Annotated in this window: 15 protein-coding genes; 6 read left to right on the forward strand and 9 right to left on the reverse strand. The window is 66.2% G+C overall.

All coding sequences use genetic code 11. The annotated features are described in order from the left end of the window. Both HMPREF2924_RS13875 and HMPREF2924_RS13880 read left to right on the forward strand, forming a co-directional pair. Positions 1 to 4,076, forward strand: a 4,076-nt coding sequence (locus HMPREF2924_RS13875) for a non-ribosomal peptide synthetase (protein WP_049331500.1), incomplete at its 5' end; no start/stop codon positions are given. A gap of 48 nt (positions 4,077 to 4,124) precedes the next feature. Next, entirely contained in the window at positions 4,125 to 5,090 is a 966-nt protein-coding gene (locus tag HMPREF2924_RS13880; protein ID WP_003131494.1) for an alpha/beta hydrolase, read from the forward strand. Between the two features lie 108 nt (positions 5,091 to 5,198). Here the strand turns inward: HMPREF2924_RS13880 and HMPREF2924_RS13885 are convergent, their stop codons facing one another. Beyond that, positions 5,199 to 7,625: a TonB-dependent siderophore receptor gene (locus HMPREF2924_RS13885; RefSeq protein ID WP_003131497.1), complete on the reverse strand. Its 2,427-nt coding sequence runs from the start codon at positions 7,623 to 7,625 to the stop codon at positions 5,199 to 5,201. 171 nt (positions 7,626 to 7,796) lie between these two features. Beyond that, positions 7,797 to 9,449: a cyclic peptide export ABC transporter gene (locus tag HMPREF2924_RS13890; protein WP_003089559.1), complete on the reverse strand. Its 1,653-nt coding sequence runs from the start codon at positions 9,447 to 9,449 to the stop codon at positions 7,797 to 7,799. Between the two features lie 290 nt (positions 9,450 to 9,739). Between HMPREF2924_RS13890 and HMPREF2924_RS13895 the strand changes: the two genes are divergently transcribed. After that, the gene (locus tag HMPREF2924_RS13895; RefSeq protein ID WP_003110605.1) at positions 9,740 to 10,567 is read left to right on the forward strand and encodes a formyl transferase; all 828 of its coding nucleotides are present in this window, start codon (positions 9,740 to 9,742) and stop codon (positions 10,565 to 10,567) included. Positions 10,568 to 10,634: 67 nt separating this feature from the next. On the opposite strand, the gene HMPREF2924_RS13900 is transcribed toward HMPREF2924_RS13895, so the two are convergent. The 3 genes from HMPREF2924_RS13900 to pvdM are packed head-to-tail and all read right to left on the reverse strand — an operon-like array spanning position 10,635 to position 14,170. Further along, complete coding sequence (locus tag HMPREF2924_RS13900) at positions 10,635 to 11,489, reverse strand: dihydropyoverdine dehydrogenase (RefSeq protein ID WP_003110606.1); 855 nt, start codon at positions 11,487 to 11,489, stop codon at positions 10,635 to 10,637. Positions 11,490 to 11,517: 28 nt separating this feature from the next. Further along, the gene (gene pvdN, locus HMPREF2924_RS13905; protein WP_003131500.1) at positions 11,518 to 12,801 is read right to left on the reverse strand and encodes a pyoverdine-tailoring periplasmic protein PvdN; all 1,284 of its coding nucleotides are present in this window, start codon (positions 12,799 to 12,801) and stop codon (positions 11,518 to 11,520) included. A 22-nt stretch (positions 12,802 to 12,823) separates the two neighbouring features. Further along, positions 12,824 to 14,170 (reverse strand): pyoverdine-tailoring dipeptidase-like protein PvdM, encoded by a 1,347-nt coding sequence (gene pvdM / locus HMPREF2924_RS13910; protein WP_003131503.1) that lies wholly within the window; start codon positions 14,168 to 14,170, stop codon positions 12,824 to 12,826. Between the two features lie 213 nt (positions 14,171 to 14,383). On the opposite strand from pvdM, the gene pvdP reads away from it, so the two are divergent. Further along, positions 14,384 to 16,030, forward strand: coding sequence for a pyoverdine maturation tyrosinase PvdP (gene pvdP, locus HMPREF2924_RS13915; protein ID WP_020750878.1), 1,647 nt, complete (start codon positions 14,384 to 14,386; stop codon positions 16,028 to 16,030). Positions 16,031 to 16,078: 48 nt separating this feature from the next. Here pvdP and ompQ read toward each other — a convergent pair whose 3' ends face one another. From ompQ to HMPREF2924_RS13935, 4 genes are all read right to left on the reverse strand, one after another. Continuing rightward, positions 16,079 to 17,503: a pyoverdine export/recycling transporter outer membrane subunit OmpQ gene (ompQ, locus tag HMPREF2924_RS13920; protein ID WP_003131505.1), complete on the reverse strand. Its 1,425-nt coding sequence runs from the start codon at positions 17,501 to 17,503 to the stop codon at positions 16,079 to 16,081. Positions 17,504 to 17,508: 5 nt separating this feature from the next. Beyond that, positions 17,509 to 19,500: a pyoverdine export/recycling transporter ATP-binding/permease subunit PvdT gene (gene pvdT, locus HMPREF2924_RS13925; RefSeq protein ID WP_003131508.1), complete on the reverse strand. Its 1,992-nt coding sequence runs from the start codon at positions 19,498 to 19,500 to the stop codon at positions 17,509 to 17,511. Continuing rightward, positions 19,500 to 20,675: a pyoverdine export/recycling transporter periplasmic adaptor subunit PvdR gene (gene pvdR, locus HMPREF2924_RS13930; protein WP_003089547.1), complete on the reverse strand. Its 1,176-nt coding sequence runs from the start codon at positions 20,673 to 20,675 to the stop codon at positions 19,500 to 19,502. Before pvdR ends, pvdT begins: the two co-directional genes overlap by 1 nt. A gap of 99 nt (positions 20,676 to 20,774) precedes the next feature. Next, positions 20,775 to 21,770 carry a FecR family protein gene (locus tag HMPREF2924_RS13935; protein ID WP_003089544.1) on the reverse strand — a complete coding sequence of 332 codons (996 nt, stop codon included), beginning with the start codon at positions 21,768 to 21,770 and terminating at the stop codon, positions 20,775 to 20,777. A 160-nt stretch (positions 21,771 to 21,930) separates the two neighbouring features. On the opposite strand from HMPREF2924_RS13935, the gene HMPREF2924_RS13940 reads away from it, so the two are divergent. Together HMPREF2924_RS13940 and HMPREF2924_RS13945 are read left to right on the forward strand one after the other, a co-directional pair. Next, a complete protein-coding gene (locus tag HMPREF2924_RS13940; protein WP_003089542.1) occupies positions 21,931 to 22,410 on the forward strand; it encodes a sigma-70 family RNA polymerase sigma factor in 480 nt (159 codons plus the stop codon). 116 nt (positions 22,411 to 22,526) lie between these two features. Further along, positions 22,527 to 23,858 (forward strand): lysine N(6)-hydroxylase/L-ornithine N(5)-oxygenase family protein, encoded by a 1,332-nt coding sequence (locus tag HMPREF2924_RS13945; RefSeq protein ID WP_003089540.1) that lies wholly within the window; start codon positions 22,527 to 22,529, stop codon positions 23,856 to 23,858. Positions 23,859 to 23,906 lie beyond the last annotated feature (48 nt).

Consider the following 23,906-nt stretch of genomic DNA (forward strand, 5'->3'; position numbering starts at 1 on the left):
GATTGCAACTGAGCCCGCGCGACCTGTTCCAGTTGCAGAACATTCGCAAGCTGGCCGAGCGCTGCAGCGCGGCGGCGCCCGTCGCAGAGCCGGCGAGCGTGCCCGACGGCGCCGTCCTGCACAATCTACTGCCGCAGCAAGTGCAGGCGCTGCCGTTGCCCCACGAACGGCTGGAACACCTCTACAGCCTCTCGCCGATGCAGCAGGGCATGCTGTTCCTCGGGCTGAACAGCCCGGACGCCGAGTTGTACATCAACCAATTGAGCATCGCGGTCGACGGACTCGATCCGCAGCGCCTGCAACGCGCCTGGTCGGCGGTGGCGCAGCGCCATGAAGTGTTGCGCAGCGGCTTCCTCTGGCTGGACCAGGAAGAGCCCCTGCAATTTGTCCTGGCCGATCCCGGGCTGCCGTTCGAGGTCCTCGACTGGCGTGGGCGGGCGATAAGCGACGAAGCGCTGGAACAGGTCGCGCAACAGGAGCGGCGCAAGGGCTTCGACCTGGGCCAGCCGCCGCTGCAACGGGTACGCCTGCTGCGCCTGGGCGAGGATCGCTACCAGTTGATCTGGACCTACCACCACATTCTCATCGATGGCTGGAGCACTTCGCAGCTGTTCGGCGAGATACTCGAACTCTATTCCGGCGGCAGCCTGCCGCCCGCCGTCCCTTACCGGCACTACATCGCCTGGCTGCGGGCGCGCGATGGCAAGGCCAGCGAGGCCTTCTGGCGCCGCCAACTGGCACGCATGGACGAGCCGACCTATCTGGCCGACGCCTTCAACGCTGCCCGCGAAGGATATGGGCACCAGGCGTTGTACACGCGCCTGGACAGCGATGCCACCGAGCACCTGAAACGTTTCGCCCAATCCCAGCGAGTGACGCTCAATACCCTGGTACAGGGCGCCTGGCTGCTCCTGCTGAGTCGCTACAGCGGCCAGCGCTGCGTGTCCTTCGGCGCCACCGTTGCCGGTCGGCCGGCCAGCCTGGAGGCGTCGGAACGGATCCTCGGGCTGTTCATCAATACCTTGCCGGTGGTCTGCGAAGTGGCGCCGGAACAGTGCGTCGGCGATTGGCTGAGAGCCTTGCAGGACTACAACCTGGAGATGCGCGAGCAGGAGTACACCCCGCTCAGCGACATCCAGCGCTGGGCTGGGCGCAGCGGTCAATCGCTGTTCGACAGCATCATCGTGTTCGAGAACCATCCGGTTGACCGGACGCTGCGTGACTGGCGCGACGATTCGCTGCGCTTCGGCGAGATGCGCAGCGCAGGCCTGACCAACTTCCCCATGGACCTGATGGTGACCAGCGACGATTCCGGCCTGGCGATCGAATACATGTTCCTGCGCGAGCACTTCGCCGTGGCTTCGGTCGAGCGTCTGCGTACGGACATGGAAGGGCTGCTCGCAGCCTTGAGCGGCGACGCCGAGTGCCGCCTGGGCAACATCGGCTTGCCGAGTGCCCGGGTGCCGTTGGCGGATGGCGCGTGTCCGGATCGGTATCCGCTGGTACACCAGCGCATCGGCGAGTGGAGCCGGCGCACGCCGGACGCCACCGCGCTGGTGTTCGACGAGCGCAGCCACTCGTTCGCCGAGCTGGACGCGCGGGCCAACCGCCTGGCGCATGCGCTGGTCGAGCGCGGCGTGGCGGCCGACGTGCGGGTCGGTGTGGCGCTGCCGCGCGGCACCGAGCTGGTCGTCGCGCTGCTCGCCGTGCTCAAGGCCGGTGGCGCCTATGTGCCGCTGGACCTGGCGTATCCGCGTGAGCGGCTGGCTTACCTGATGCAGGACTCCGGCATCGCCCTGCTGCTGAGCGAAACCCAGGCGCTGGTGCAATTGCCGGTGCCCGCCGGCGTGCCCGCCCTGGCCCTGGACCGCCTGGATCTGCTGGAGCATTCGGCGCAGGCGCCGCAGGTCGAGGTCCATCCCGCCAACCTCGCCTACGTCATCTATACCTCCGGCTCCACCGGCCTGCCCAAGGGCGTCGCGGTGAGCCATGGTCCTCTGGCGATGCACATCGACGCGGTCGGCGAGCGCTACGAGATGACCCCGGCCGATCGCGAGCTGCACTTCATGTCGTTCGCTTTCGACGGCGCCCATGAGCGCTGGCTGACCGCCCTGGGCCATGGCGGCAGCCTGCTGCTGCGCGACGATGCGCTGTGGACGCCGGAGCAGACCTACGCGGCGATGCAACGCCACGGCGTGACGGTTGCCGCGTTCCCGCCGGTCTACCTGCAACAGCTGGCCGAGCATGCCGAGCGTGCCGAGCGTGACGGCAACCCGCCGCCGGTACGCATCTACTGCTTCGGCGGCGACGCGGTGCCGGTGGCCGGTTTCGAACTGGCCAAGCGCGCGCTGAAACCGCGCTACATCATCAACGGCTATGGCCCGACGGAAACCGTGGTCACGCCGCTGATCTGGAAGGCTGCCATGGACACTGAATGCGGCGCTGCCTATGCGCCCATCGGCAGCTTCGTCGGCGAGCGCTGCGGCTATGTCCTGGACGCCGACCTGAACCCGTTGCCGGCAGGCGTGGCCGGGGAGTTGTACCTCGGCGGTGTCGGCCTGGCGCGAGGCTATCTGCAGCGACCGGGGTTGAGCGCCGAGCGCTTCGTCGCCAACCCGTTCAGCCGTACCGGCGAGCGCCTCTATCGCACCGGCGACCTGGTTCGTCAGCGCGAGGATGGCACCTTCGACTACCTCGGGCGCATCGACAACCAGGTCAAGGTGCGGGGCTTCCGCATCGAACTGGGCGAGATCGAGGCGCGCCTGCAGGATGCCGGCGAGGTCCGCGAAGCGGTGGTGGTTGCCCGCGACGCGGCGAGTGGCAAGCAACTGCTCGGCTATGTGGTTGCGGAAGACGGCGCGGACTCCTCGGGCCTGCTCGAGCGCCTGCGCGAGCGCCTCAAGCGCGATCTGCCGGAGTACATGGTGCCGGCGCACCTGGCCCTGCTGCCGGCGATGCCGCTGACGCCGAACGGCAAGATCGACCGCAAGGCGCTGCCGGACATCGACGTCACCGCCAGCGAGGCCTACGTTGCGCCGCGCAATGAGCTGGAGCTGGCCCTGGCCGGTATCTGGCAGGAAGTGCTCGGCATCGCAAGGATCGGTGTGCACGACAACTTCTTCGAGCTGGGTGGCGACTCTATCCTCAGCATGCAGGTGGTGGCCAAGGCCCGTGCCCTGAAGAAGCTGGGCTTCAGCCTGAAGCTGCGCGACCTGATCCAGAAACCGAGCATCGCCGCCTTGTCCGGGTACGACGACAGTGCTGCGCCGCCGTCGCCGATCCTGGCGCTGAACGCGGCGGTGGACGGATGCCCGCCGCTGTTCTGCGTGCATGCCGGCTTCGGCACGGTGTTCGACTATGAACCGCTGGCCCGGCGCCTGAATGGCCGCCGCAGCGTACTGGCTATCCAGGCCCGCTCGCTGCTGGATCCGAACTGGCGGGACGTTTCCCTGCAACGGATGGCCGAGGATTACGTCGCGCTGATCCGCCAGCGCCAGGCCGAGGGTCCCTATCACCTGCTCGGCTGGTCGCTGGGAGGGACCCTGGGCATGCTGATGGCCGCCGAACTCGAGCGGCAGGGACAGCAGGTGGCCTTCCTCGCTCTGCTGGACAGCTATGTGCCGGGAACCGAGGCGCCTGCCGCCGATGACTGGCGCGAGGATCTGCTGGACTTCCTCAGCGTCAGCGCCGGCCTGGAAACCCGTCCGCCACTGGCCGCCGGGTTGGAGCAGCGCGACAACGTCAGCGCCGCCATCGCCGAGTGCCTTGGCGTCGGCCAGACCGGGAAGGGAGGGCTGGGCTGCGACGAACTGGCCCAGGTATTCCTGGTCGCCCGGCAACTCAAGCAACTCTCCGGGCAACTGGATAGTTGCTCGCCGATCCAGGTCCGGCCGCTGTGCTGGTGGACGCGCGGGCGTGGTGAAGAGGTGCGGGCGCTGTCGCGGCAGTTGGGTGGTCAGCCTCTGGCCGGTCGGGTCGCCGCGTGCGGGCATTTCCAGATACCCCATGCGCAGGAGGTGCTCGACTCCCTGGTGGAGGCGCTTGAAGAAATCCACGGCAGCCTCGTCTATTCATGACGAAGCTTTGGCCGGCCCCGCCGGGGCCGGCCCGTTGGAGACTATGAAATGGCCTTGAACCCCGATATCGCGGCATACCTGGAACTGGTCGGCAACGGCCGCAGCAGTGGCAAGAGCCTGCCCATGCACCAGTTGACGGTGCAACAGGCGCGCGAGCAGTTCGACCAGTCGTCGGCGTTGATGGACCCAGGCCTCGACGAGCCGCTGCCGCGCGTCGAGACGCTGTTCGTCCCGGCGCGGGACGGTACGCCGTTGCCGGCGCGCCTCTACAGTCCCCAGGGGCTGTCCGCGTCGCCGCCGTTGCCGGGCGTGCTCTACCTGCATGGCGGCGGCTACGTCGTCGGCAGCCTGGACTCCCACGACGCGCTGTGCGCCAGCCTGGCCGAGCGCGCCGGTTGCGTGGTGCTTTCTCTGGCCTACCGGTTGGCCCCGGAGTGGCGTTTTCCGACCGCCGCCGAGGACGCCGAGGATGCCTGGTGCTGGTTGGCTGCCGAAGCCGCACGGCTAGGCATCGATCCGCAACGCCTGGCGGTTGCCGGCGACAGCGTCGGCGGCAGTCTGTGCGCGGTGTTGTCGCATCGCTTGGCGCTGCGGGGAGACGCCTCGCAACCGCGTCTGCAGGTACTGATCTACCCGGTCACCGATGCCAGCCGCACGCGCCAATCGATCGAGCGTTATGCCGTTGGCCACCTGTTGGAGAAGGACAGCCTGGAGTGGTTCTACCAGCACTACCAGCGTAGCCCCGAGGACCGTCAGGACCCGCGTTTCTCGCCGTTGCTCGGCGTGGTGCCGGCTGACCTGGCGCCGACGTTGCTGCTGGTCGCCGAGTGCGACCCGCTGCATGACGAGGGCATCGCCTATGCCGAGCACCTGCGCCAGGGCGGCGCCCGGGTGGAGTTGTGCGTCTATCCGGGGATGACCCATGATTTCCTGCGCATGGGTGCGATCGTCGACGAGGCGGACGACGCCAAGGACATGATCGCCGACGCGCTGGTGGCGGCCTTGGCGACCTGAGCACCGCCATCCTTCGTGAAAAAGCCCCGTCAGATGATCTGGCGGGGCTTTTTCGTAGAGCGTTCGCACTGATGAAGAGGGAAGGCCGCTGGCCTTCCCCCGGATGCCTTACCAGTTGTAGGTCAAGTCGGAGGTGATGGTGCGGCCCTGGCCGTAGTAGCAGTCCCAGATGCCGGCGCAGCGGCTGACGTACTTCTTGTCCTCGATGTTTTCCAGGTTGACCTGGAGTTTCAGGCCTTTCAGGCGCAGCGGGGATTTCTCGAAGTCGTAGGACAGCTTGCCGTCGTACAGGGTATAGGAGGGGATGGTGAAGTGGTTGTCGGCGGTATCGGTGCCGTCGCTGCCGCGGGTGTAGCGCGCGCCGATCCCCGCGCCGAGGCCGGCGAGCACGGTATCCCCGCCGAGGGTGTAGTCCAGCCAGACGGCGGCGGTCATCGGCGGAGTGCCCGCGGGATGACGTCCTTCGCGACCATCGTTGTCCTTGGTGTACTTGACGTCGTTTCGCGAGAATGACGCGATGATGCCCAGGTTGTTGGTCAGACTCGCCTTGCCTTCCAGTTCGAAGCCCTTGGAGCGCATGGCGGCCGATTGATTGTAGAAGTTCGGGTTCTCGAGATTGGTGGTCAGGACGTTTTTCTGATCGATCTGGTAGACCGATGCCTGGATGAAGCTGTCTTGTCCCGGCGGCTGGTACTTGATCCCCGCCTCGTACTGCTTGCCGGTGGTCGGCTTGAAGGCTTTCGAGTTCTGGTCCAGGTTATAGCCGCTTACGGGCTGGAACGACTCGGAATAGCTCACGTACGGGGTGATGCCGTTGGAGAATTCATAACCGAAGCCGGCGCGGCCGCTGAACTTCTCATCCTTGGCGTTCGAATGTCCGGCCGTCTCCTTGCTGTCGGTTTCCGCCCAGTCGTAGCGGCCGCCGAGCGTCAGGAACCATTGGTTCCACTTCATCTGGTCCTGCAGATAGACGCCGGTCTGCCTGATGGTCCGATCCCAGCGATATGGGCTGCCGAAGGTGAATGGCTTGCCGTAGACCGGTTTGTATAGATCGATGATCGGCGATGCTGCTTCGTAGGAGTACAGTCCAAGAAATTTCGAATTGGAGTGGTAGTAGTCCAGGCCGATCAGCGAGGTGTGTTCGATATCGGCGGTTTTGTACTTGGCCTGGAGAATGTTGTCCATGCCGAACACTTTGTTGGTCTGGGACCAGTCGACACCATAGCGGGTGGTATAGCGCTGGTCGTTGGCGCCGGTGTTCGGGTTGGGAACGAAGCGGTAGCCGTGCAGGGGGGCCACGTACTGGTCGTCGACATAGGCGTAGCGGGTGTTCTGCTTGAAGGTCCAGACATCGTTGAACTCGTGGCTGAACTCGTAGCCGACGACGAACTGGTCGCGGTCGTAGGAGTTCAGCCCCGGCTCGCCGATGAAGGTGCTGCGCTTGATCCGCCCGTTGGGCGTGCTGAACACCGTGCCGTAGGCCGGCAGGCCTTGGGCCTCGGGTACGTCGTTGTCCTTCTGGTACTGGCCGTAGAAGGTCAGGCTGGTCTGCTCGTTGGGGTTCCAGGTAAAGCTCGGTGCCAGCATGAAGCGTTTTTGCTCGGCATAGTCGATCTCCGAGTTGATGTCCCGGCCTACGCCGGTTATGCGGTAGAGATAAGTGCCCTGTTCGTCGAGCGCGCCGGCGACGTCGAAAGCGCCGTAGCGGCGGTCCTGGCTGCCGCCGCCGAGCACCACCTCATGGATCGGTTCGGCCGTTGGGCGTTTGGATACCATGTTGACGATGCCGCCAGGCTGGTTCTGGCCGAAGAGCACGGAGGCCGGCCCCTTCAGCACCTCGATGCGTTCCAGGGTATAGGGGTCGATCTGCAGGGCACCGCCGGTACTGCCGCCGCCGTAGGGCATGTGCAGGCCGTCGAGGTACATCGGCGCCGGGCTGAAGCCGCGCGAGGTCGGCTCGTCGAAGATCTTCACCCGGTCGGCGAAGCCGCCGCCGGTGATCCCCGGGGTGTAGCGCAGGGCCTCGGTGACGGTCTGCGAACCGCGCGCCTTGATCTCGTCCTGGGTGACCACGTTGATGGTCTGGGGGATCTCCTTGAGCGGGGTATCGGTCTTGGTGCCGGTACCGCTGCGCTTGGCCACGTAGCCGTTGACGTGACCCCAGGCCGACTCCTGGCTGGTGACGGTAATGTCGCCGAGGTCCACCGAGTCCGCCGAGCGCTGGGCGCTGATGGTAACGCTGGAGCCTTGCAGGCTGTAGCTGGCGCCGGTACCGCGGAGAAGTTCGGCGAGAGCCGCTTCGACGCTCAGTTGACCGCGGACCGCGTTGCTGCGCAGGCCTTGCACTTCATCGGCGCTGTAGAGCACCTGCAACTGGCTCTGCTGGCCGAACTGGCGCAGGGCGCTGGGCAGGGACTGGGCGCCGATGTCGAACTGGATCTTCTGCGCTTCGGCCTGGCTGGCGATCGGCGCCAACAGGGCCATGGCCAGGGCGGCGGTGCTCAGGCGCGGATGCAGCGTCAGGGTATTGCGCATCACTAGAGCCTTGGTGAAACGGGGGAGTGTGCGGAGTGCTGGCATGCTCTCTAGTACTCTTATGGATGTCATGATTGGGAATAATTGTTATTTGGTTTCCCATTGAGACGTTTGGTCGGCGCGAAACCGGAAAACAAAAATCGTTTTTCCCGTGTTCGCAGGCAGAGCACTTCAGGCCGGTTGCAGCTCCTCGACCACTCGACCGCCGGCCAGACGCAGCAGTTGGTCGGCGCTGTCGAAGTAGCGGTCGTCATGGGAGATCACGATGATGGTCTTGCCCATTCGCTTCAGCTCGGGAAGCAGCTCGGTATAGAAGATCCGGCGGAAGGTGGGATCCTGGTCGGCGGCCCATTCGTCGAAGACCAGCACCGGGCGCTTCTCGATCCAGGCATTGACCAGCGCCAGGCGCTTGCGCTGGCCGGTGGAGAGGTCGGTGGTGGTGAAGCTGCCGTCGCTGACGCTGACCTTGTGGGCGATTTCCAGGCGCTTCAGGTAGCGCCCGGCTTCTTCCGGCAACTGTTGCTCGCCGTCGACGAGGTCATCGAACAGGTAGTAGTCGGCGAACACGGTGGTGAACAGCTGACGATAGTCGTCGCGCGCCTGTGCCGTCACTTCCTCTCCGTTGAGCAGCAGCGAGCCCTCGTGGGGCGTGTACAGCCCGAGCAGCAGCTTGATCAGGGTGGTCTTGCCGCAGCCGTTCTCGCCGACGATGAAGAGTATCTCTCCCGGGCGGATCGTCAGGTTGACCGGGCCGAAGCGGAAGGGCGTCGAGCCCGGCACGCCCGGATAGCTGTAGCCGACATCGCGCAACTCGATGCTGCGCACCTCTTGAGCCGGTCTGGAGACGTCGTTCTCGAGCAGCAGGTAGGGTTCGGGATTGGAGAACTGCTCGTTGAGTTCGGCGATCCGGCGCAGGGCGATACGGTTGCGACTGATCAGCGGCAACAGGCTGAGTACGCTTTCCAGCGGCCCCTTCATGAACAGCAGGGTCATGACGAAGCCGCTGAGCACGCTGCGGTCGGAGGTCGGCCACCAGGTCTGGACCGCCAGGGCGGTGCCGATGACCACGAAGAACAGCAGCGAACCGAAGGTGCTGGCAGTGAGGAATATATTCACCGAACGCACTTGCAGGCGGCAGATGCGCTCCACGGTCTCGTCCAGCAGTCGCCCGTGCAGGCGCTGCCGGCGCGGGCGGTTGATGCGCAGCTCCTTGGCTCCCTCGGCCATGCCGCGGTAGTGCTTCTGCAGCAGGTCTTCCTCTTCGCGCGCCGCTTCGAAACCGGCCATTCCATAGCCGCGGGCGACGTACTGGGCGATGGTGCCGAGCACCACGGCGCTGGCGGCGACCAGGAACATCGGCAGCGACAGGGTGGCCAGGTAGCCCAGGCAGCCAAGGGTCACGGTCAGGGAGATCACCAGTTGCGGCAGGCCGAAGGCAAGATCGCTGACCGTATCGATGTCGTGGGTGAGTACCGGGATCAGGCGGTGCGTGCGATAGCGTTCGAGTTGTTCGATCGGGGCGGACAACACCCGGCCGCCGAGGGTCTTGCGCAGCCGGGCGATGACCTTCTGGCCGACGTAGTTGGTGCCGATGTTGGACAGGATCGAACTGAGCAGGGCCAGCGCGCAGATCGCGCTGAAAGCCAGCATCATGCCGCTGGTCATGCCTCCCTCGGCGTTCAGTACGCGGTTGATCGAGGTGAGCAGCGCGGTGATGGCCAGGCCGCCGACGATACCCAGTCCGATCGACAGGCTGAGCGCTGGCCAGAAGGGTTTGAGAATGCTCAGGAGTTCTCGAGTGGCGCTACGGGGTGTTGCGGACATGGGGTTTCCTCGGCGCGGCCGACTGGACGCAAGGGCAGAGAGGCGGATGGCGGAGTGGCGCACGCTCGCGCCTGCCCTGAAGACGAGGCCGGGGAGGGGAAATTTAGCCTGTGGCGCTGCTTCGCCGAGGCGTCCGGCAAAAGCGCAGGGGACGATAAATTCGGCGGCCGGCCGTTCGTTGCGTTTAAGTGAGAGCGACGCTCGAGCGGGTTCCCCGGGAAGCCCTTGTCGAGTCCAACACTGTGCCGGAGCACGCGCTCAAGTCCGACCCATTCCCTGAGAAAGACGAGATGACGAAAAGGAAATTAGCCTATATCTGGTCCCTGAGAAACGCCGCCGCCGACAAGGCCGGACAACAGGTGGCCTACAAGGGCGAGCTGCGCTACATGAAGTCCCCGCTGGAGTTTCTCGCCGAATCGCTGAACCGGACGGCGCTTGGGGACGCCTACGAATTGGTCGGGGTGATCTACGACGACGACCCGGAGCTGCCCCGCGACCAGCAGAAGATCGAGGACTACGGATTCGCCTACCGGCCTGGACAGCAGTGGTTCTACCCGGCGGAACTGGAGGTACAGGGGCGGCGCATGAACGATCTGCTGCTGAACGTGCCTTCCACCTATCGTCGCCACCCGCGCGGGAGCGCGGAGCATGTGGCCGGCAAGCGCGACTTCGAACGACGCCTGTACGAGACGCTGGTCGAGCTGCGCGCCGAGGTCGTCGTCCTCGACGGCCTGCTGGTCATCCTCGATGAGCTGGTGCGGCCCGGGGCGCCATTCGCCCGACGGATCATGAATATCCATCCCGGGGTCACGCGCGCCGACTCGCCCTACGAACGGCGCGGCGCCTGGGCGACCCTGGATGCATTGCATGGTGCGCGGGGTGAGAAGATCGTCGACTGGGCGACGATGGAAAGCGTACCGGTCGAACCCTTGTACCTGACCGGCGCCTCGTTCCACTACGTGGACAACGGCATCGATTCCGGCGAGGTCTTCCACGACGTGCTGAAAACGAAGATATCTCCCGACGACACCATCCTCGAGCTACGCTGGAACAACTTCAACGACAGTCTGTTCCCGGCCTTGCATGAAGGCCTGGCGCTGCTGGCCGAGAAGGACTGAAAACGCCTGGTCGCGGATGCGCAAAGGCCGGAGCGACCCGCGTCGCTCCGGCCTTTCTTCGTCCGTATCAGAGTTCGCGGGCCACGCGGAAACCTATCCAGTCGCCACGGGCGTCGGGGTAGGCATTGTTGCGGTTGCCCGAGCGCGAGAAGATCGGCGGCTCGCCCCAGTCGTTGCCACGGATCTGCACCAGCTCGCACTTGTCCTCCATCCACGCGCTGCCGTCGCTCGGCGCGCCGTTGTAGTGGTCGTGCCAGCAATCGGCGACCCACTCGTAGACGTTGCCGTGCATGTCGTAGACGCCGAAGGCGTTGGGCGGGAAGCTGCCCACCGGCGAGGTGAAGTTGTAGCCATCGCTGGCGCCGTAGGTGTTGGCGTGCTTGGCGATGCTGTATTCCTTGCCTTCGTCGAACGGGAAGGGGAAGGGGCCGGCGCTGCCGGCGCGGGCGCCGTACTCGCGCTCGGCCTCGCTGAGCATGCGGTAGTGTTTGCCGGTCTTCTTTGACAGCCAGGCGGCGTAGTTCTTCACGTCGTTGTAGTCGACGCATACCGCCGGCTGGCGAGGGCCTTGCTGGTAGCGCGGCTTGCCGGCGATGCATTCGCGGCCGGGGCGGGTATCGCCGTCGGCCAGCTTGACGCCGGTGGCCTTCAGGTAGGCGTCCAGTTCGCCGGCGGTGACCTGGTAGCGGCTGATGGCGAACGGCTTGGCGAAGGTCACGTCGTGCAGCGGGCCCTCGTCGGGCTGGCGGCCGACCTCGTCGTCCGGGGTGCCCATGGTGAAACTGCCGGCGGGCAGTACGACCATCTCCGGGCAGTCCTTGCAATCCTTGAACACCGTGCCGGGTTTCTTCGCTTCGTCGGCGAAGGCGGGGGCGGTGGCGACGATCAGTGCGGCCAGGGCCAGGGGCGATAATGCGTGCATGGCGGTTCTCGTTGAGTGGCGAAAGGGGTCAGGCGAGTTGCGGGGCGAGGATTTCCAGCACCCGGTCGATCTCCGCCTCGTCGTTCAGCAGGCTCGGCGCCAGGCGCACCACCGGGCCGACATCGCGATCCACGGCGTCGCTGATTACCCGGTGCGCCATCAGGTGTTTGGCGACCGCCTCGCAATCGCGGCCTTCGACGCGGAAGAAGGTGAAGCCCGAGGACAGCTCGGGGCTGGTCGGCGTGACCAGGCGGACCTTGGGATGCTCGCCCAGGCGCTGCTTGAGGTAGGCGTTGAGCTGGTGGATACGCGCCTGGACCTCGGCCTTGCCCAAGTGCAGGTGCAGCTCGAAGGCCGTGCCCAGGGCCAGGCGATGTTCGAAGGCGTGGTAGCCGCCAGGGGTCATCAGGGTGCCGAAGTTGTCGGCGCGGGAGAAGGTCGGGATGCTCGGCACCAGGTGCTCCTGGAGCTGTTCCGAGCGGGCGATGATGACCCCGGTGCCACGCGGACCGAACAGCCACTTGTGGGTGCCGGCGATGAAGTAGTCGCAGTCGAAGTCGGCGAAGCTGACGTCTTCCACGCCGAAACCATGCACGCCATCGACCACGTAGATGATCCGGTCCTGCTCGTCGCGCTTCTGGTTGAGTTCGCGCACCAGCTTGCCGATCTCGCGGATCGGCAGCTTCACGCCGCTGCCCGACTGCACCCAGGTCATGCCCAGCACCCGGGTCTGCGGGCGGATCTGAGCGGCGATGCTGGACAGGATCTCGTCGACGGAAACCCGATGCGGGTCCTTGAACAGCGGGAACTCGCGGACCTGGGTACCCATGCGCTTGTGCCGGTATTCCAGGGTGGTGTAGGTGGAGTAGTGCTCGTGGGAGGAGGTCAGGATCTCCTTGCCCGGCTGCACCAGCAGGCCGCCGTAGATCGCCGCCAGGCCGTCGGTGGTGCTGCCGGTGAGCGCCACCTGGCCAGGTTGCACGGCGAAGTAGCGACCTGCCCAGGCGCGAGCCTCGTCCTCGTATTTCCAGATTTCCTCGCGATGCCAGTCCACCGCTTCGCCCGGGTTGCGGTCGAAGCGGACCCGCAGGCGCTCGATGGCCTCCCGCACCGGCCGAGGGTGGGAGGTGAGGAGGAAGTTGGCGAAGTGCAGATACTGCGGGTCGAGATCGAATTGCTGGCGCAGCGCTTTCCACTTATTGCCGGCGTCGCTCGGTGCGCCTTCGGCGCGGAGCGACTGGGCAGCGGAAAGCAGCGGCAGGCCGGCGGCGAGAATGCCGGCCTGCTTGAGAAAGGTACGACGGTCGTTCATCGGGAGGTCCGTTGCGGCGTGGTCAGGGGGTAGCTGTCGGCTTGGCGCGTTTTTGCACTTCGCCCCAGGCGCGCAGGAAGTTGCCTCCCCAGAGCTTGGCGATGTCGGCATCGGAATAACCGCGGGTGATCAGTTCGGCAGTGACGTTGCGGATTTCGCTGACATCCTTCCAGCCGTCCACGCCGCCACCGTCGTTGAAGTCCGAGCTGATGCCCACGTGGTCGATGCCGACCTTCTTCACCGTGTAGTCGATGGCGTCCACCAGTTCCTTGAGGCCGGCCTTGGGCTCCTCCTCCAGGATGCCGTAGAGGGCGCTGGCGTATTCACCGAAGCGTTGTTCCGGCCAGATGGTGATGATCGGATCGCCCGGCATCAGCGCATAGTCCAGGCCTTCCAGGGGCGGCAGGTCGAAGCGCGCGCGCAGGGCGTTGAGCTTGTCCAGGGTCGGTTTGCTCAGCGGACGCAGGTAGGCGGGGAAGCCGACCACCTGGATCACGCCGCCGCTGTCCTTGATCAGTTGCATCTCGTGGTCGCTGAGGTTGCGCTTGATGTCCACCAGGGCACGCGGCGCGGAGTGCGAGGCGACGATGGGCGCGCGGCTGAGGGCGGCGACCTGTTCCAGGGCCTTGGTCGACATCTGCGAGACGTCGATGATCACCCCGAGATCGTTGAGCCGTTCGACCGCCTGCTTGCCTAGCGGGGAGAGGCCGCCCAGGGCGTCGGGCGAGTCATTGAAGAAGGGCAGCGGGCGCGAGGAGTCGGCCCAGTCGTTGTTGCCGACGTAGCTGAAGCCGAACATGCGCACGCCGCGGGCGGCCCATTTGTCCAGCTGGGACAGGTCGTCGCCCAGCGGGTAGGCGTTGAGCATGCTCATGACGATGGCGAACTTGCCTTCCATGGCCAGGCGGCGGAAGTCCTCGGGGGAGTAGGCGATGCCGACCTGGTTGGGAAAGTCGCGGACCATGCCGGTGAGAATCTTGTAACGAATTTCCTGCTGGTGACGAGCCTCGTCGACGAAACCGGGGGTCGGCTTGTGCGGCGCGTCGGGGCCGTTCCACATCTCCGGCCAGCCGAAGATCGCCAGGGCAGCGCCGGACAGGCGCCCGCGGCCAGCCTTGACCAGATCCAACTGGCCCGGTCCGTCCTTGTCCACCTCGTTGCCGGTGGTGCCGAAGTCCAGCGGCACGGTGATCCGGCTGTCGAAGGAGAGGATGCGTTCGTGCAACTCCTCTGCGTGTTGTATGACCTTGCGCGGGTAGCCGGCGCTGCCCAGCCACTGGGTCCAGGCCAGCCAGCCGCCGATGGCCAGCAGGACGATGAGCAGTGGCAGGCCGAGGTAAAGCGCCGTTCTTTTGCGAGTTCTAGTCATTGCCGTCCCAGTCAGGTTCGAAATCGGTGGACGCCGGTCGTTCCGCATTGCAGAGCGGGGCACCTGTCAGGGTGGGACGAGGGCAGGGACGGAAAATTTAGCGGGCCGACGAATTCGCCGGGTGCCGCCAGCGACGCCGGCTCCGGTAAATTTGCCGATGGACGGAACGTTCTAGCTGGATAAAGCGAGCTTCATGGCTGAACAGGTAGGACGATGACGGTTTCTCGACGCGGATTCATGGCGGGTTTGGCGCTCACCGGAGCGGCTGCCCTGCCGGTGGCTTACTACACACATCGTCATCTGGTCCGCCTGCGCGAAGACGAGGAGCACCCGGCCACGCCCGGCGAAGCGACGCTGGACCTGGCCGCCACCGAGGCCATGCGCCTGGGCGACCGCCTGCGCGGTATCTGGGACCTGCGCCTGCTCGGCGCCGACGCCGGCCTGCCGGGGTTACCGCTGGAGGGGTTGGAGCTGGTGCTCGACGTGGCGCCCAGGGGGCTGGGCCTGATCGGATACCTGGATACTCCGGAGCGCCTGAGAGGGCCGCAGGAACCGCGCTTCCGCCTGCTTGGCGACCTGGTCGGTGCGCGCTCCGCGCGCATCCGCTGGCGCCTGGTGGACGGCAACACCGCATCGATGACCCCGAGCTACGATTGCTCGGCGGTCTTCGACGAGGTCTGGGACAATCTGGCCAATGCCGGCGACGGCACCCTCAGCGGTCGCATCGAGCGCCTCGAGCGCTCGCCACTGCAAGCGCAGGAGGATTTCCGCTTCGTGGCGGTCAAGCGCCCGTTTCCGCTGGCTCGCGAGCGCATCGGCCTCAACGAGCGCTTGCTCGCCTGGCTGATCTCGCCGCAGCATCGCCTCTTCCACCAGCTCTGGCATGCCTCGCGGGACAAGTGGCATCGGCTTTCCGAGAAGCAGCGCAACGCCCTGCGCGGCGTCGGCTGGCAGCCCGGCCCACTGGACCGCGAACGTGACGCCCGTGGTCGTCACAAGGACCGCAATGCTTCCGGTATCGACTTCTTCTTCATGCACCGGCACATGCTGCATACCGCGCGCTCGATGCAGGACCTGCCGTCCTGGCGGCGCCTGCCGCTGCCGGGCGTACCGCTGGCCCACGACCGGGTCGGCTTCCTGCGCTACTTCGACAACCCTGACGGCTGTTCCGTCCCGCCGGCCTGGGTCGCGGTGGACGACGACGAATACACCGAGTGGCTGCGTGGGCTGAAAAGCGACGAGGGCTATCACGCCAATTTCCTGGTCTGGGAGTCGCAATACCAGGACCCGGAATACCTGGCGAAACTGACGCTCGGTCAGTTCGGCTCGGAGATGGAGCTGGGCATGCACGACTGGCTGCATATGCGCTGGGCTTCGGTGACTCGCGATCCTTCCAACGGCGCGCCGGTGATGAGCGACCGGGTACCATCGGACTTTTCCCCGCGCTGGTTCCGCCCGGAGAACGACTTCCTCGGCGACCCGTTTTCCTCCCATGTGAACCCGGTGTTCTGGTCGTTCCACGGCTGGATCGACGACCGCATCGAGGACTGGTATCGCGCCCACGAGCGTTTCCATCCTGGCGAAGTGCAGCGCCGCGAAGTGGAGGGCATCCAATGGTTCGCGCCCGGTCGATGGGTCGAGGTCGGCGATCCCTGGCTGGGTCCGGCGACCCATGGATGCGGGCTTTCGGATGTCCAGGCGAGCAGCAACTCGGTGGAGCTGGACGTGGAAACCATGAAGCTGGCTTTGCGCATCATCTTCAGCGAAGAAGATCAACTGAGCGGCTGGCTCAAGCGTGCGCCGCGGCGGCCCTGGTACGCGCGCAACCTGAAGCTGGCGCGCGACCAGCTCAGGCGCTGAACGGCGAAAGAGCGAGTAAGTATGGAGGAGGCCCGCGCAACGCGGGCCTCAGTCTTTCCGCGCGAGACCCGGGCGGTCGCTCTGCCAGCCGCCGCCGAGGGCCTTGTACAGGCCGACCGAGGCCTGCAGGCGGGCCAGTCGCAGTTGCACGGCGGCATCCTGCGCCGCGTACAGCGTGCGTTGCGTTTCGAGGACCGTCAGCAGGGTTTCCGCGCCGGCCTGGTAGCGGCTGTCGGAGAGATCGAAGGCGCGCTGCGCCTGCTCCAGCTCCTGCTGCTGCCAGTGCAGCTGGCGGTCGAGGCCGTCGATGCTGTTCAGCGAGCGTTCGGTGTCGGCAAAGGCGGTGAGGATCGCCTTGCGGTAGGTTTCCAGCAGTTCTTCCTGGCGCGCCAGGCTGCGGTCGCGCTCGGCGCGCAGGCGGCCGTGGTTGAAGATCGGGGCGAGCAGGTTGGCGCCCAGGTTGTAATAGGGGTTGCGGAAAGTGTCGGCGGCGCGGTTGGCGCCGGACGACAGCGAGGCGCTCAGGGTCAGCTTGGGGAACAGCGCCGCGCGCGCCACCTGCACGTCGGCCTGGGCCGCGGCCAGTTGCGCTTCGGCGTTGGCGATATCGGGACGGCGGCTGAGCAGTTCGCTCGGCAGGCCCGTTCCGGTCTCCGGCCAGCGCAGGCTGTCGAAAGGTCGCTCGGCCACCTGTAGCGCCTGCACCGGCTCGCCGATCAGGGTGGCCAGGGTAATCAGCGCCTCATGGGCCTGCTGCTCGAGTAGCGGCAGCTGCTTGCGCTGGCTGGCGACCAGGCTGCTCTGCTGGGCGACCTCCAGGGCGGTGGCCGAGCCCGCGGCATGGCGGGTCTCCACCAGGCGCAGGACGTGCTCGGCGTTGTCCAGGTTGAGCCTGGCGATGCGCTGCTGTTCGCGTAGCGCCAATACCTGCAGGTAGCTGTTGGCGACGCCGGAGAGCAGGGTCAGCTCTACCGTGGCGCGGTCGTACTCGCTGGCCTTGAGGCTTTCCAGGGCACTGCGGTAGGCAGCTCGGCGACCGCCCCAGAAGTCCACTTCGTAGCTGGCGCTGAGGCCGGCGGAGAAGGAGTCGACGGCATCGTTGTCGGAGGTCGCGTCGGTACCGCTGTAGCCCGAGTCGCGCAGGAGTTTCTGCCGGCTGGCGCCGAGCGTCGCATTCAGCTCCGGCAGCAACGGCGCGCCGGCGATCACCGCCGAGGCCTGGGCCTGGCGCACGCGGGCCACCGCTGCGCCGAGGTCCTGGCTGTTCAGCAGGGCGCGTTGCAGCAGGCTGTCCAGTTCCGGCGCGCCGAAGGCCTTCCACCACTGGCGGATGTCGCTGGCATCGCTGCGCCCGGCCGCCAGGTAGCGCCACTGAGGGGGCGCGGCCAGGCCGCTGTCGAGGGGCGCCGGCGTGCTGCCGCAGGCGCCGAGCAGCAGGCAGGCGGAAATCAGGGAAAGTTTCTTCATGGACATGTCCGTCATTGGCTGGCCAGGGCGGCCACCGGGTCCAGCTGGGCGGCCTTGCGCGCCGGCATGAAGCCGAACACCAGTCCGGTGACCAGCGCGCAACTGAAGGCGCCGACGATGGCCGACAGGGAAAAGGCCACCGCGACCTGGCCGAGCAGCAGCACGCCGCCGATGCATAGGGCCAGGGCGATCCCGGCCAGGCCGCCGACCACCGAGAGCATCGCCGCCTCGGTGAGGAACTGGCGGAGGATATCGCCCTGGCGGGCGCCGGTGGCCATGCGGATGCCGATCTCGCGGGTGCGTTCGCGCACGGTCATGAGCATGATGTTCATCACGCCGATCCCGCCTACCAGCAGGGAGATCGCGGCGATCGAGCCGAGCATCAGCGACAGGGTGTTCTGGGTCTTCGCCTCGGCCTGGATCATCGCCGCGTTGTTGGTCAGCTCGTAGTCGCGCTGGCCGCGGTGCAGGCGCAGCATCAACTGGTCGATGGCGCGTTCGGCCTGGTGCACGCGCTGGGCGTCGGCGGCGGCGATGATCACGTACTCGGGGTTGCGCGTGCCGAACAGGCGGATGCTGGCAGCGGAGTAGGGGATGGCGATGCGGTTGTCGGCATCCTTGTCGCCGGAGCTGGAGCCTTTCTCGGCGAGCACGCCGATGACCTGGAACGGCACGTTCTCGATGAGGATGTAGCGGCCGATCGGGTTGGCGCTGCCGAACAGCTTCTTGCGCACCTTGTAGCCGATCACCGCGACCGTGGTGGCGGCGTCTTCGTCGCGCTCGGTGAAGTAGCTGCCCTCGGCCACCGGCCAGTTGAGGATTTCCGGGAAGTCGGTGTTGTTGCCGCCGACGTAGGCGTGGTAGTCGATGTTGCCGTAGCGCACCACCAGCTCGCCGCCGTTCACCGGCATGACCTTCTTCACCTGGGGCAGGGTGGCGATGGCGGCGACGTCGTCGCTGCTGACGATGCCCATCGGCGCGCGCGGGTTCGGCGAGTAGCCGCTGAGATAGATGATGTTCGAGCCGAACGCGCCCATCTGCGCCATCACCTGGCGCTTGCTGCCCTCGCCGACGGCGAGCATGACCACCACCGAGGCGACGCCGATGATGATCCCGAGCAGGGTCAGCGCGGTGCGGAACCGATTGATCCACATCACCCGCCAGGCGGCGCGCACCGCCTCCAGCAGTTCGGCGCGCCAGGCCCCCGAGGGTTCGCTGCTGCCCTCGGCGAGGCGCTGGCTGAGATCGTCGGCCTGCAGGTGGCGCTCGACGCCGGCGCTCGGGTGCGCCGGGCGCTCGTCGTTGGCGCTGTCGCTGACGATCTCGCCGTCGCGCACCTCGATGATGCGCTTGGCGCGGGCGGCGACGTCGCGGTCGTGGGTGATCAGGATCACCACGTGGCCCTGGCTGGCCAGCTCGTCGAGCAGCGCCATGACTTCCGCGCCGCTGTGGCTGTCGAGGGCGCCGGTGGGTTCGTCGGCGAGGATGATATGGCCGCCGTTCATCAGCGCGCGGGCGATCGACACCCGCTGCTGCTGGCCGCCGGACAACTGGTGCGGACGGTTGGCGGTGCGCTCGGCCAGGCCCAGGCGTTCGAGCAGGGCCCGCGCACGGGTGTGCCGCTCGCTCGCCGGGGTGCCGGCGTAGATCGCCGGCATCTCGACGTTTTCCTGGGCCGAGGCGGAGGGGATCAGGTGATAGCCCTGGAACACGAAGCCGAATGCCTCGCGGCGCAGCCAGGCCTGCTCGTCGCTGTCCAGTTCGGCGACGTCGTGGCCGGCGAAGTGGTAGCTGCCGGAGCTGGGCCGGTCGAGGCAGCCGAGGATGTTCATCAGGGTCGACTTGCCGGAGCCGGAGGCGCCGACGATGGCGACGAACTCGCCGGCGTGGATCGACAGCGATACGCCCTTGAGTACCTCGACTTCCGGAGTGCCATTGCCGCCGTAGCGCTTGCGGATGTCGCGCAGTTCGATCAGGGGGACGGGTTGCGTGGCGTTTTCCATCAGCTGTCGCTGCCGTCGGGAGCGGCCATCAGCAGGCGGTCGCCTTCCTCCAGGCCGGCAAGCACCTGTACCCGCAGGCGGTCGCTGATGCCGGTCCTGATCTGGCGGCTCTGCGGCTTGCCATTGCTGCCGACCACCCAGGCGACCTGGCCGCCCTTGCCGTCGTCGTGGATGGCGGCGACCGGCGCGGTGAGGATGTTTTCCGCGGTGGCGGCGACGAAGAACACCTGGGCGGTCATTTCCGCCATCAGTTGGTGGTCGCCGTTGTCCACGTCGACCAGCACGGTATACAGCACCACCCGGCCGCTGCCGCTCTGCCCGCCGCTGCCGCTGGTGGGGCTGCCGCCGCCCTGGTTGCTCTGGTCCAGCGGCTTGGGCGGCACCGGGAGGATCTGCCGGACCTTGCCGGTCCAGCGTCGGCCTTCGCCGCTGAGGGTCGTGAAGTAGGCCGGCATGCCGGGCTTGACCCGGCCGATGTCGGCTTCCGAAACCTGGGCCCAGACGGTCATCGGCGACAATTTGGCGATCCGCAGGATCAACGGGGTCTGCTGCTGGGCATTGAGGGTCTGGCCTTCGCGCGCATCGACCGCCACCACCGTGCCGGACATCGGCGCGTAGATGCGGGTATAGCCGAGTTCGGCTTCGTCGCTGCGCAACGAGGCCTGGGCCTGGCGGATCTGCGCCTGGTACATCTCGATCCGCGCCTGGGTGGCGAGCATCTGCGCCTGGGCGCTCTGCACGTCCTCGGTACGCGTCGCGCCGCCGGCAGCCAGCCGCTGCTGGCGCTGGTACTGCTGGCGGGCGAGGGTGTACTGGGCACGTTGCTCGGCCAGTTGGGCCTTGAGCATCTCGATCGAATAGCGGCCGGCATCGACCTTGGCCTGCTGGGTGGAGGGGTCGATCTCGACCAGCAACTGGCCTTCCGTCACATCGTCCCCGGCCTCGACGTGCAACTTGCGGATCTGCCCGGAGGCCTGGGCGCCGACGTCGACGTAGCGCCGCGGTTGCAGGGTGCCGAGCGCCGAGACGCTGCTCTCGATGCTGCCGCGGCTGACGCTCACGGTATCGAAGCTGTTGCTGCGGAACGGATAGGCCTGCCAGGCGGCCAGGGCGATCAGGGGGCTGAGGCAGACTGCGACGAGCAGTGCGCGACGAGTACTACGGGTTCGTCTCATTCGGGAATCCGGCCGGTGCGTGGAGAGACCGCCGCTGTATGTCGGGCGGGCTGGCGCTCCCAGGTATACGAAGGCGGAAGCGGATAATTTAGCGTCGGATCAGAGCTGGGCGTAGCGGCTGCTGATGCGGATGCTGCCGTCGTCGCGGTGCTCGAGATCCACCGGCAGGACCTTCGGCAGGGCCTCCACCAGGTTGCGTATCTCGCGGGTGCTGTAGATGCCGCCGATGCGCAGTTCGGCGCTGGTCTTGTCGGTGAGGACCAGCGGATGCTCCAGGTAGCGGTTGATCAGCGGTAGGGCCTGAGCCAGCGGCAGGTCGTCGAGAATCAGGCGGCCTTCGCGCCAGGCCAGTGCCTGGCGGGTATCGACCGCCTCGACCAGCGGTTGCAGCAGCCCGGGGTAGTAGCTGGCCTGCATGCCCGGGGTCAGGCTGCTGTCGTTGCCCGAGCCTTCGCTGCGGACCTTCACCGAGCCTTCGGTCACGGTGACGACGACGTTGTCCTGGTACTTCCAGACGTTGAAGCGGGTGCCGGTGACGGTGATCGAACCCTTGCCGGCCCTGACCACGAAGGGGTGGGCCGTATCGTGGGTGACATGGAAATAGGCCTCGCCGTCGTCCAGTACGACGCGGCGGATGTCCCTGAAGTTGGCGAAGCTGAGGCGGGTCTTGAGATCCAGTTCTACCTCGCTGCCGTCGGGGAGGGTGACGTGGCGGATATTGTCCTGCGCCGTGTAGCGTTGATAGCTGGAGGGAATCCAGCCCTGCAACCAGCCCAGGTAGGCCGAGGCGGGGAGCAGGAACAGGGCGAGCGCGGCAGCTCGCGCCTGGTTTCTCCAGTGGCGCCTGCGGGAAGTACGCGGGCGCGGCCATGCCGGGGCGGCCGCCGGGGTGTCGGAGCGGCGGGGCAGCAATTCGCTGAGTTGCCAGATTTCTTCCATTGCTGCGTATTCGTCGGCGTGCCTCGGATCGCTCGCCAGCCAGCGACGGAACTCGGCACGCTCTTCCTCGCTACAGTCCTCGGCATGCAGGCGCATGCACCAGTGTGCGGCGTCCTGGACCAAGGTGTCGCTGTCGGCGGGGAGGGGTGTCTTCATCGAGGGTTCCGTTTGCGCCCTGTCGTCTCTGTTCGATGGCAAGGCTTTAAAGCTGGATGAGAATTATTATAAATTTAATGATTTCAGGCTGCCAACATCGCCTGTGGGGTTTCCCATTCTGTCAAGGATAGCGCTCACGCGGTAGCGAGCAGGAGTTGTCTTGGAAAACCATTATCGGGAGCTGTTGCGCTTTCTCAGCGCCAGGCTCGGAGACCGACAGGCGGCGGCCGACGTTGCTCACGACGCGTATTTGCGCGTGCTGGAACGCTCCAGTCAAGCGCGAATCGAGCATCCGCGGGCGTTCCTGTACCGGACGGCGCTCAATCTCGCGGTCGACGAGCATCGCCGCAGCCGGGTGCGCAAGGCCGAGCCCTTGCACGTCCTCGACGAGGAGGAGGGTATGTCCGAGCCTTCCCCCCAGGTACTCGAGGACCAGCGTCAGCGCCTCGACCTCCTGACCCTGGCGCTGAACGAACTGCCGCCGCTGTGCCGCGAGTCCTTCCTCCTGCGCAAGCTGGAAGGTCTTTCCCACAACGAGATAGCGGCGCACCTGAATATCTCCCGCAGTCTCGTGGAAAAGCACATCGTCAATGCGATGAGGCACTGCCGCCTGCGCATGCGAGCCTGGGAGTCCAGTTGATCCAGCGCGGTTAAATTTCGTTTCCCGGTCCTCGTTCCTAGTCAACAGACGCCCTTACGGGCCGCTCTTGACCTATCGCTCCCCGGTTTCGGGAGCCTATCCAGAGGACACTGGAAATGACCCAGGCTACAGCAACCGCCGTCGTTCACGACCTTATCGGTATCGGCTTCGGCCCCTCGAACATCGCCCTGGCGATCGCCCTTGAGGAACGCGCGAGGACCCAGGGGGAACTGCAAGTCCTGTTCCTCGACAAACAGGCCGACTATCGCTGGCACGGCAATACCCTGGTCAGCCAGAGCGAGTTGCAGATTTCCTTCCTCAAGGACCTGGTATCCCTGCGCAATCCAACCAGTCCCTATTCCTTCGTCAACTACCTGCACAAACATGGGCGCCTGGTGGACTTCATCAACCTGGGCACCTTCTACCCCTGCCGCATGGAGTTCAACGACTATCTGCGCTGGGTCGCCGGCCACTTCGCCGAGCAGAGCCGTTACGGCGAGGAAGTGCTGTCGGTCGAGCCGATGCTGGTCGAGCGCAAGGTCGAGGCGCTGCGGGTGACTTCGCGCAACGCCGAAGGCGAGGAGCTTGTGCGGACCACTCGCTCGGTGGTGGTCAGCGCCGGCGGTACGCCGCGAATTCCCCTGGCGTTCCGCCACCTGAAGGATGATGGCAGGGTCTTCCACCATTCGCAGTATCTGGAGCGCATGCTCAAGCAGCCCTGTGTCAACGGCCAGCCGATGAAAGTCGCGATCATCGGCGGCGGACAGAGTGCCGCCGAAGCCTTCATCGATCTCAACGACAGCTATCCATCGGTACAGGTCGACCTGATCCTGCGCGGTTCGGCGCTGAAGCCGGCGGACGACAGCCCGTTCGTCAACGAAGTATTCGCGCCCGAGTTCACCGACCTGATCTACAACCAGGAAGGCGCGGAGCGTGAGCGCCTGGTGCGCGAGTACCACAACACCAACTATTCGGTGGTGGATATCGACCTGATCGAGCGTATTTACGGCATCTTCTATCGCCAGAAGGTTTCCGGAGTCCCGCGCCACGCCTTCCGTAGCCTGCGCTCGGTGGAGAAGGCCACGGCAGGCGCCGAGGGTATCGAGCTGGCGCTGCGTAATACCGCCAATGGCGAACTGAGCGTGCAGCGCTACGACCTGGTAATCCTCGCCACCGGTTATGAGCGGCAGTTGCATCGTCAACTGCTGGAGCCGATGGCCGACTACCTCGGGGACTTCGAGGTCGACCGCAACTATCGTCTGATCACCGACCAGCGTTGCCAGGCGTCGATCTACATGCAGGGCTTCTGCCAGGCCAGCCATGGCCTCAGCGACACCCTGCTGTCGGTGCTGCCGGTGCGTGCCGAGGAAATCTCCGGCTCCCTGTACCAGCACCTGAAGCCCGGTACTGCGGCCCGCGCCCTGCACGAGCACGCCCTGGCCAGCTGATCGGCGCCACGCCGCCACGCCCTGTGTTGCCCGTTTCCCCGCCAGGGG

The organism is Pseudomonas sp. HMSC063H08 (genome assembly GCF_001813645.1).
Classification (GTDB): Bacteria; Pseudomonadota; Gammaproteobacteria; order Pseudomonadales; family Pseudomonadaceae; genus Pseudomonas; species Pseudomonas aeruginosa.

Bases quoted from the DNA above. Each gene is read 5' to 3' on its own strand.
- pvdP (WP_020750878.1), top strand. From the start codon at position 14,384: ATGACGGTTTCTCGACGCGGATTCATGGCGGGTTTGGCGCTCACCGGA.
- ompQ (WP_003131505.1), bottom strand. From the start codon at position 17,503: ATGTCCATGAAGAAACTTTCCCTGATTTCCGCCTGCCTGCTGCTCGGC.
- HMPREF2924_RS13900 (WP_003110606.1), bottom strand. From the start codon at position 11,489: ATGCACGCATTATCGCCCCTGGCCCTGGCCGCACTGATCGTCGCCACC.
- pvdR (WP_003089547.1), bottom strand. From the start codon at position 20,675: ATGAGACGAACCCGTAGTACTCGTCGCGCACTGCTCGTCGCAGTCTGC.
- HMPREF2924_RS13890 (WP_003089559.1), bottom strand. From the start codon at position 9,449: ATGTCCGCAACACCCCGTAGCGCCACTCGAGAACTCCTGAGCATTCTC.
- HMPREF2924_RS13880 (WP_003131494.1), top strand. From the start codon at position 4,125: ATGGCCTTGAACCCCGATATCGCGGCATACCTGGAACTGGTCGGCAAC.
- pvdM (WP_003131503.1), bottom strand. From the start codon at position 14,170: ATGACTAGAACTCGCAAAAGAACGGCGCTTTACCTCGGCCTGCCACTG.
- pvdT (WP_003131508.1), bottom strand. From the start codon at position 19,500: ATGGAAAACGCCACGCAACCCGTCCCCCTGATCGAACTGCGCGACATC.
- HMPREF2924_RS13935 (WP_003089544.1), bottom strand. From the start codon at position 21,770: ATGAAGACACCCCTCCCCGCCGACAGCGACACCTTGGTCCAGGACGCC.
- HMPREF2924_RS13945 (WP_003089540.1), top strand. From the start codon at position 22,527: ATGACCCAGGCTACAGCAACCGCCGTCGTTCACGACCTTATCGGTATC.
- HMPREF2924_RS13885 (WP_003131497.1), bottom strand. From the start codon at position 7,625: ATGCGCAATACCCTGACGCTGCATCCGCGCCTGAGCACCGCCGCCCTG.
- pvdN (WP_003131500.1), bottom strand. From the start codon at position 12,801: ATGAACGACCGTCGTACCTTTCTCAAGCAGGCCGGCATTCTCGCCGCC.
- HMPREF2924_RS13895 (WP_003110605.1), top strand. From the start codon at position 9,740: ATGACGAAAAGGAAATTAGCCTATATCTGGTCCCTGAGAAACGCCGCC.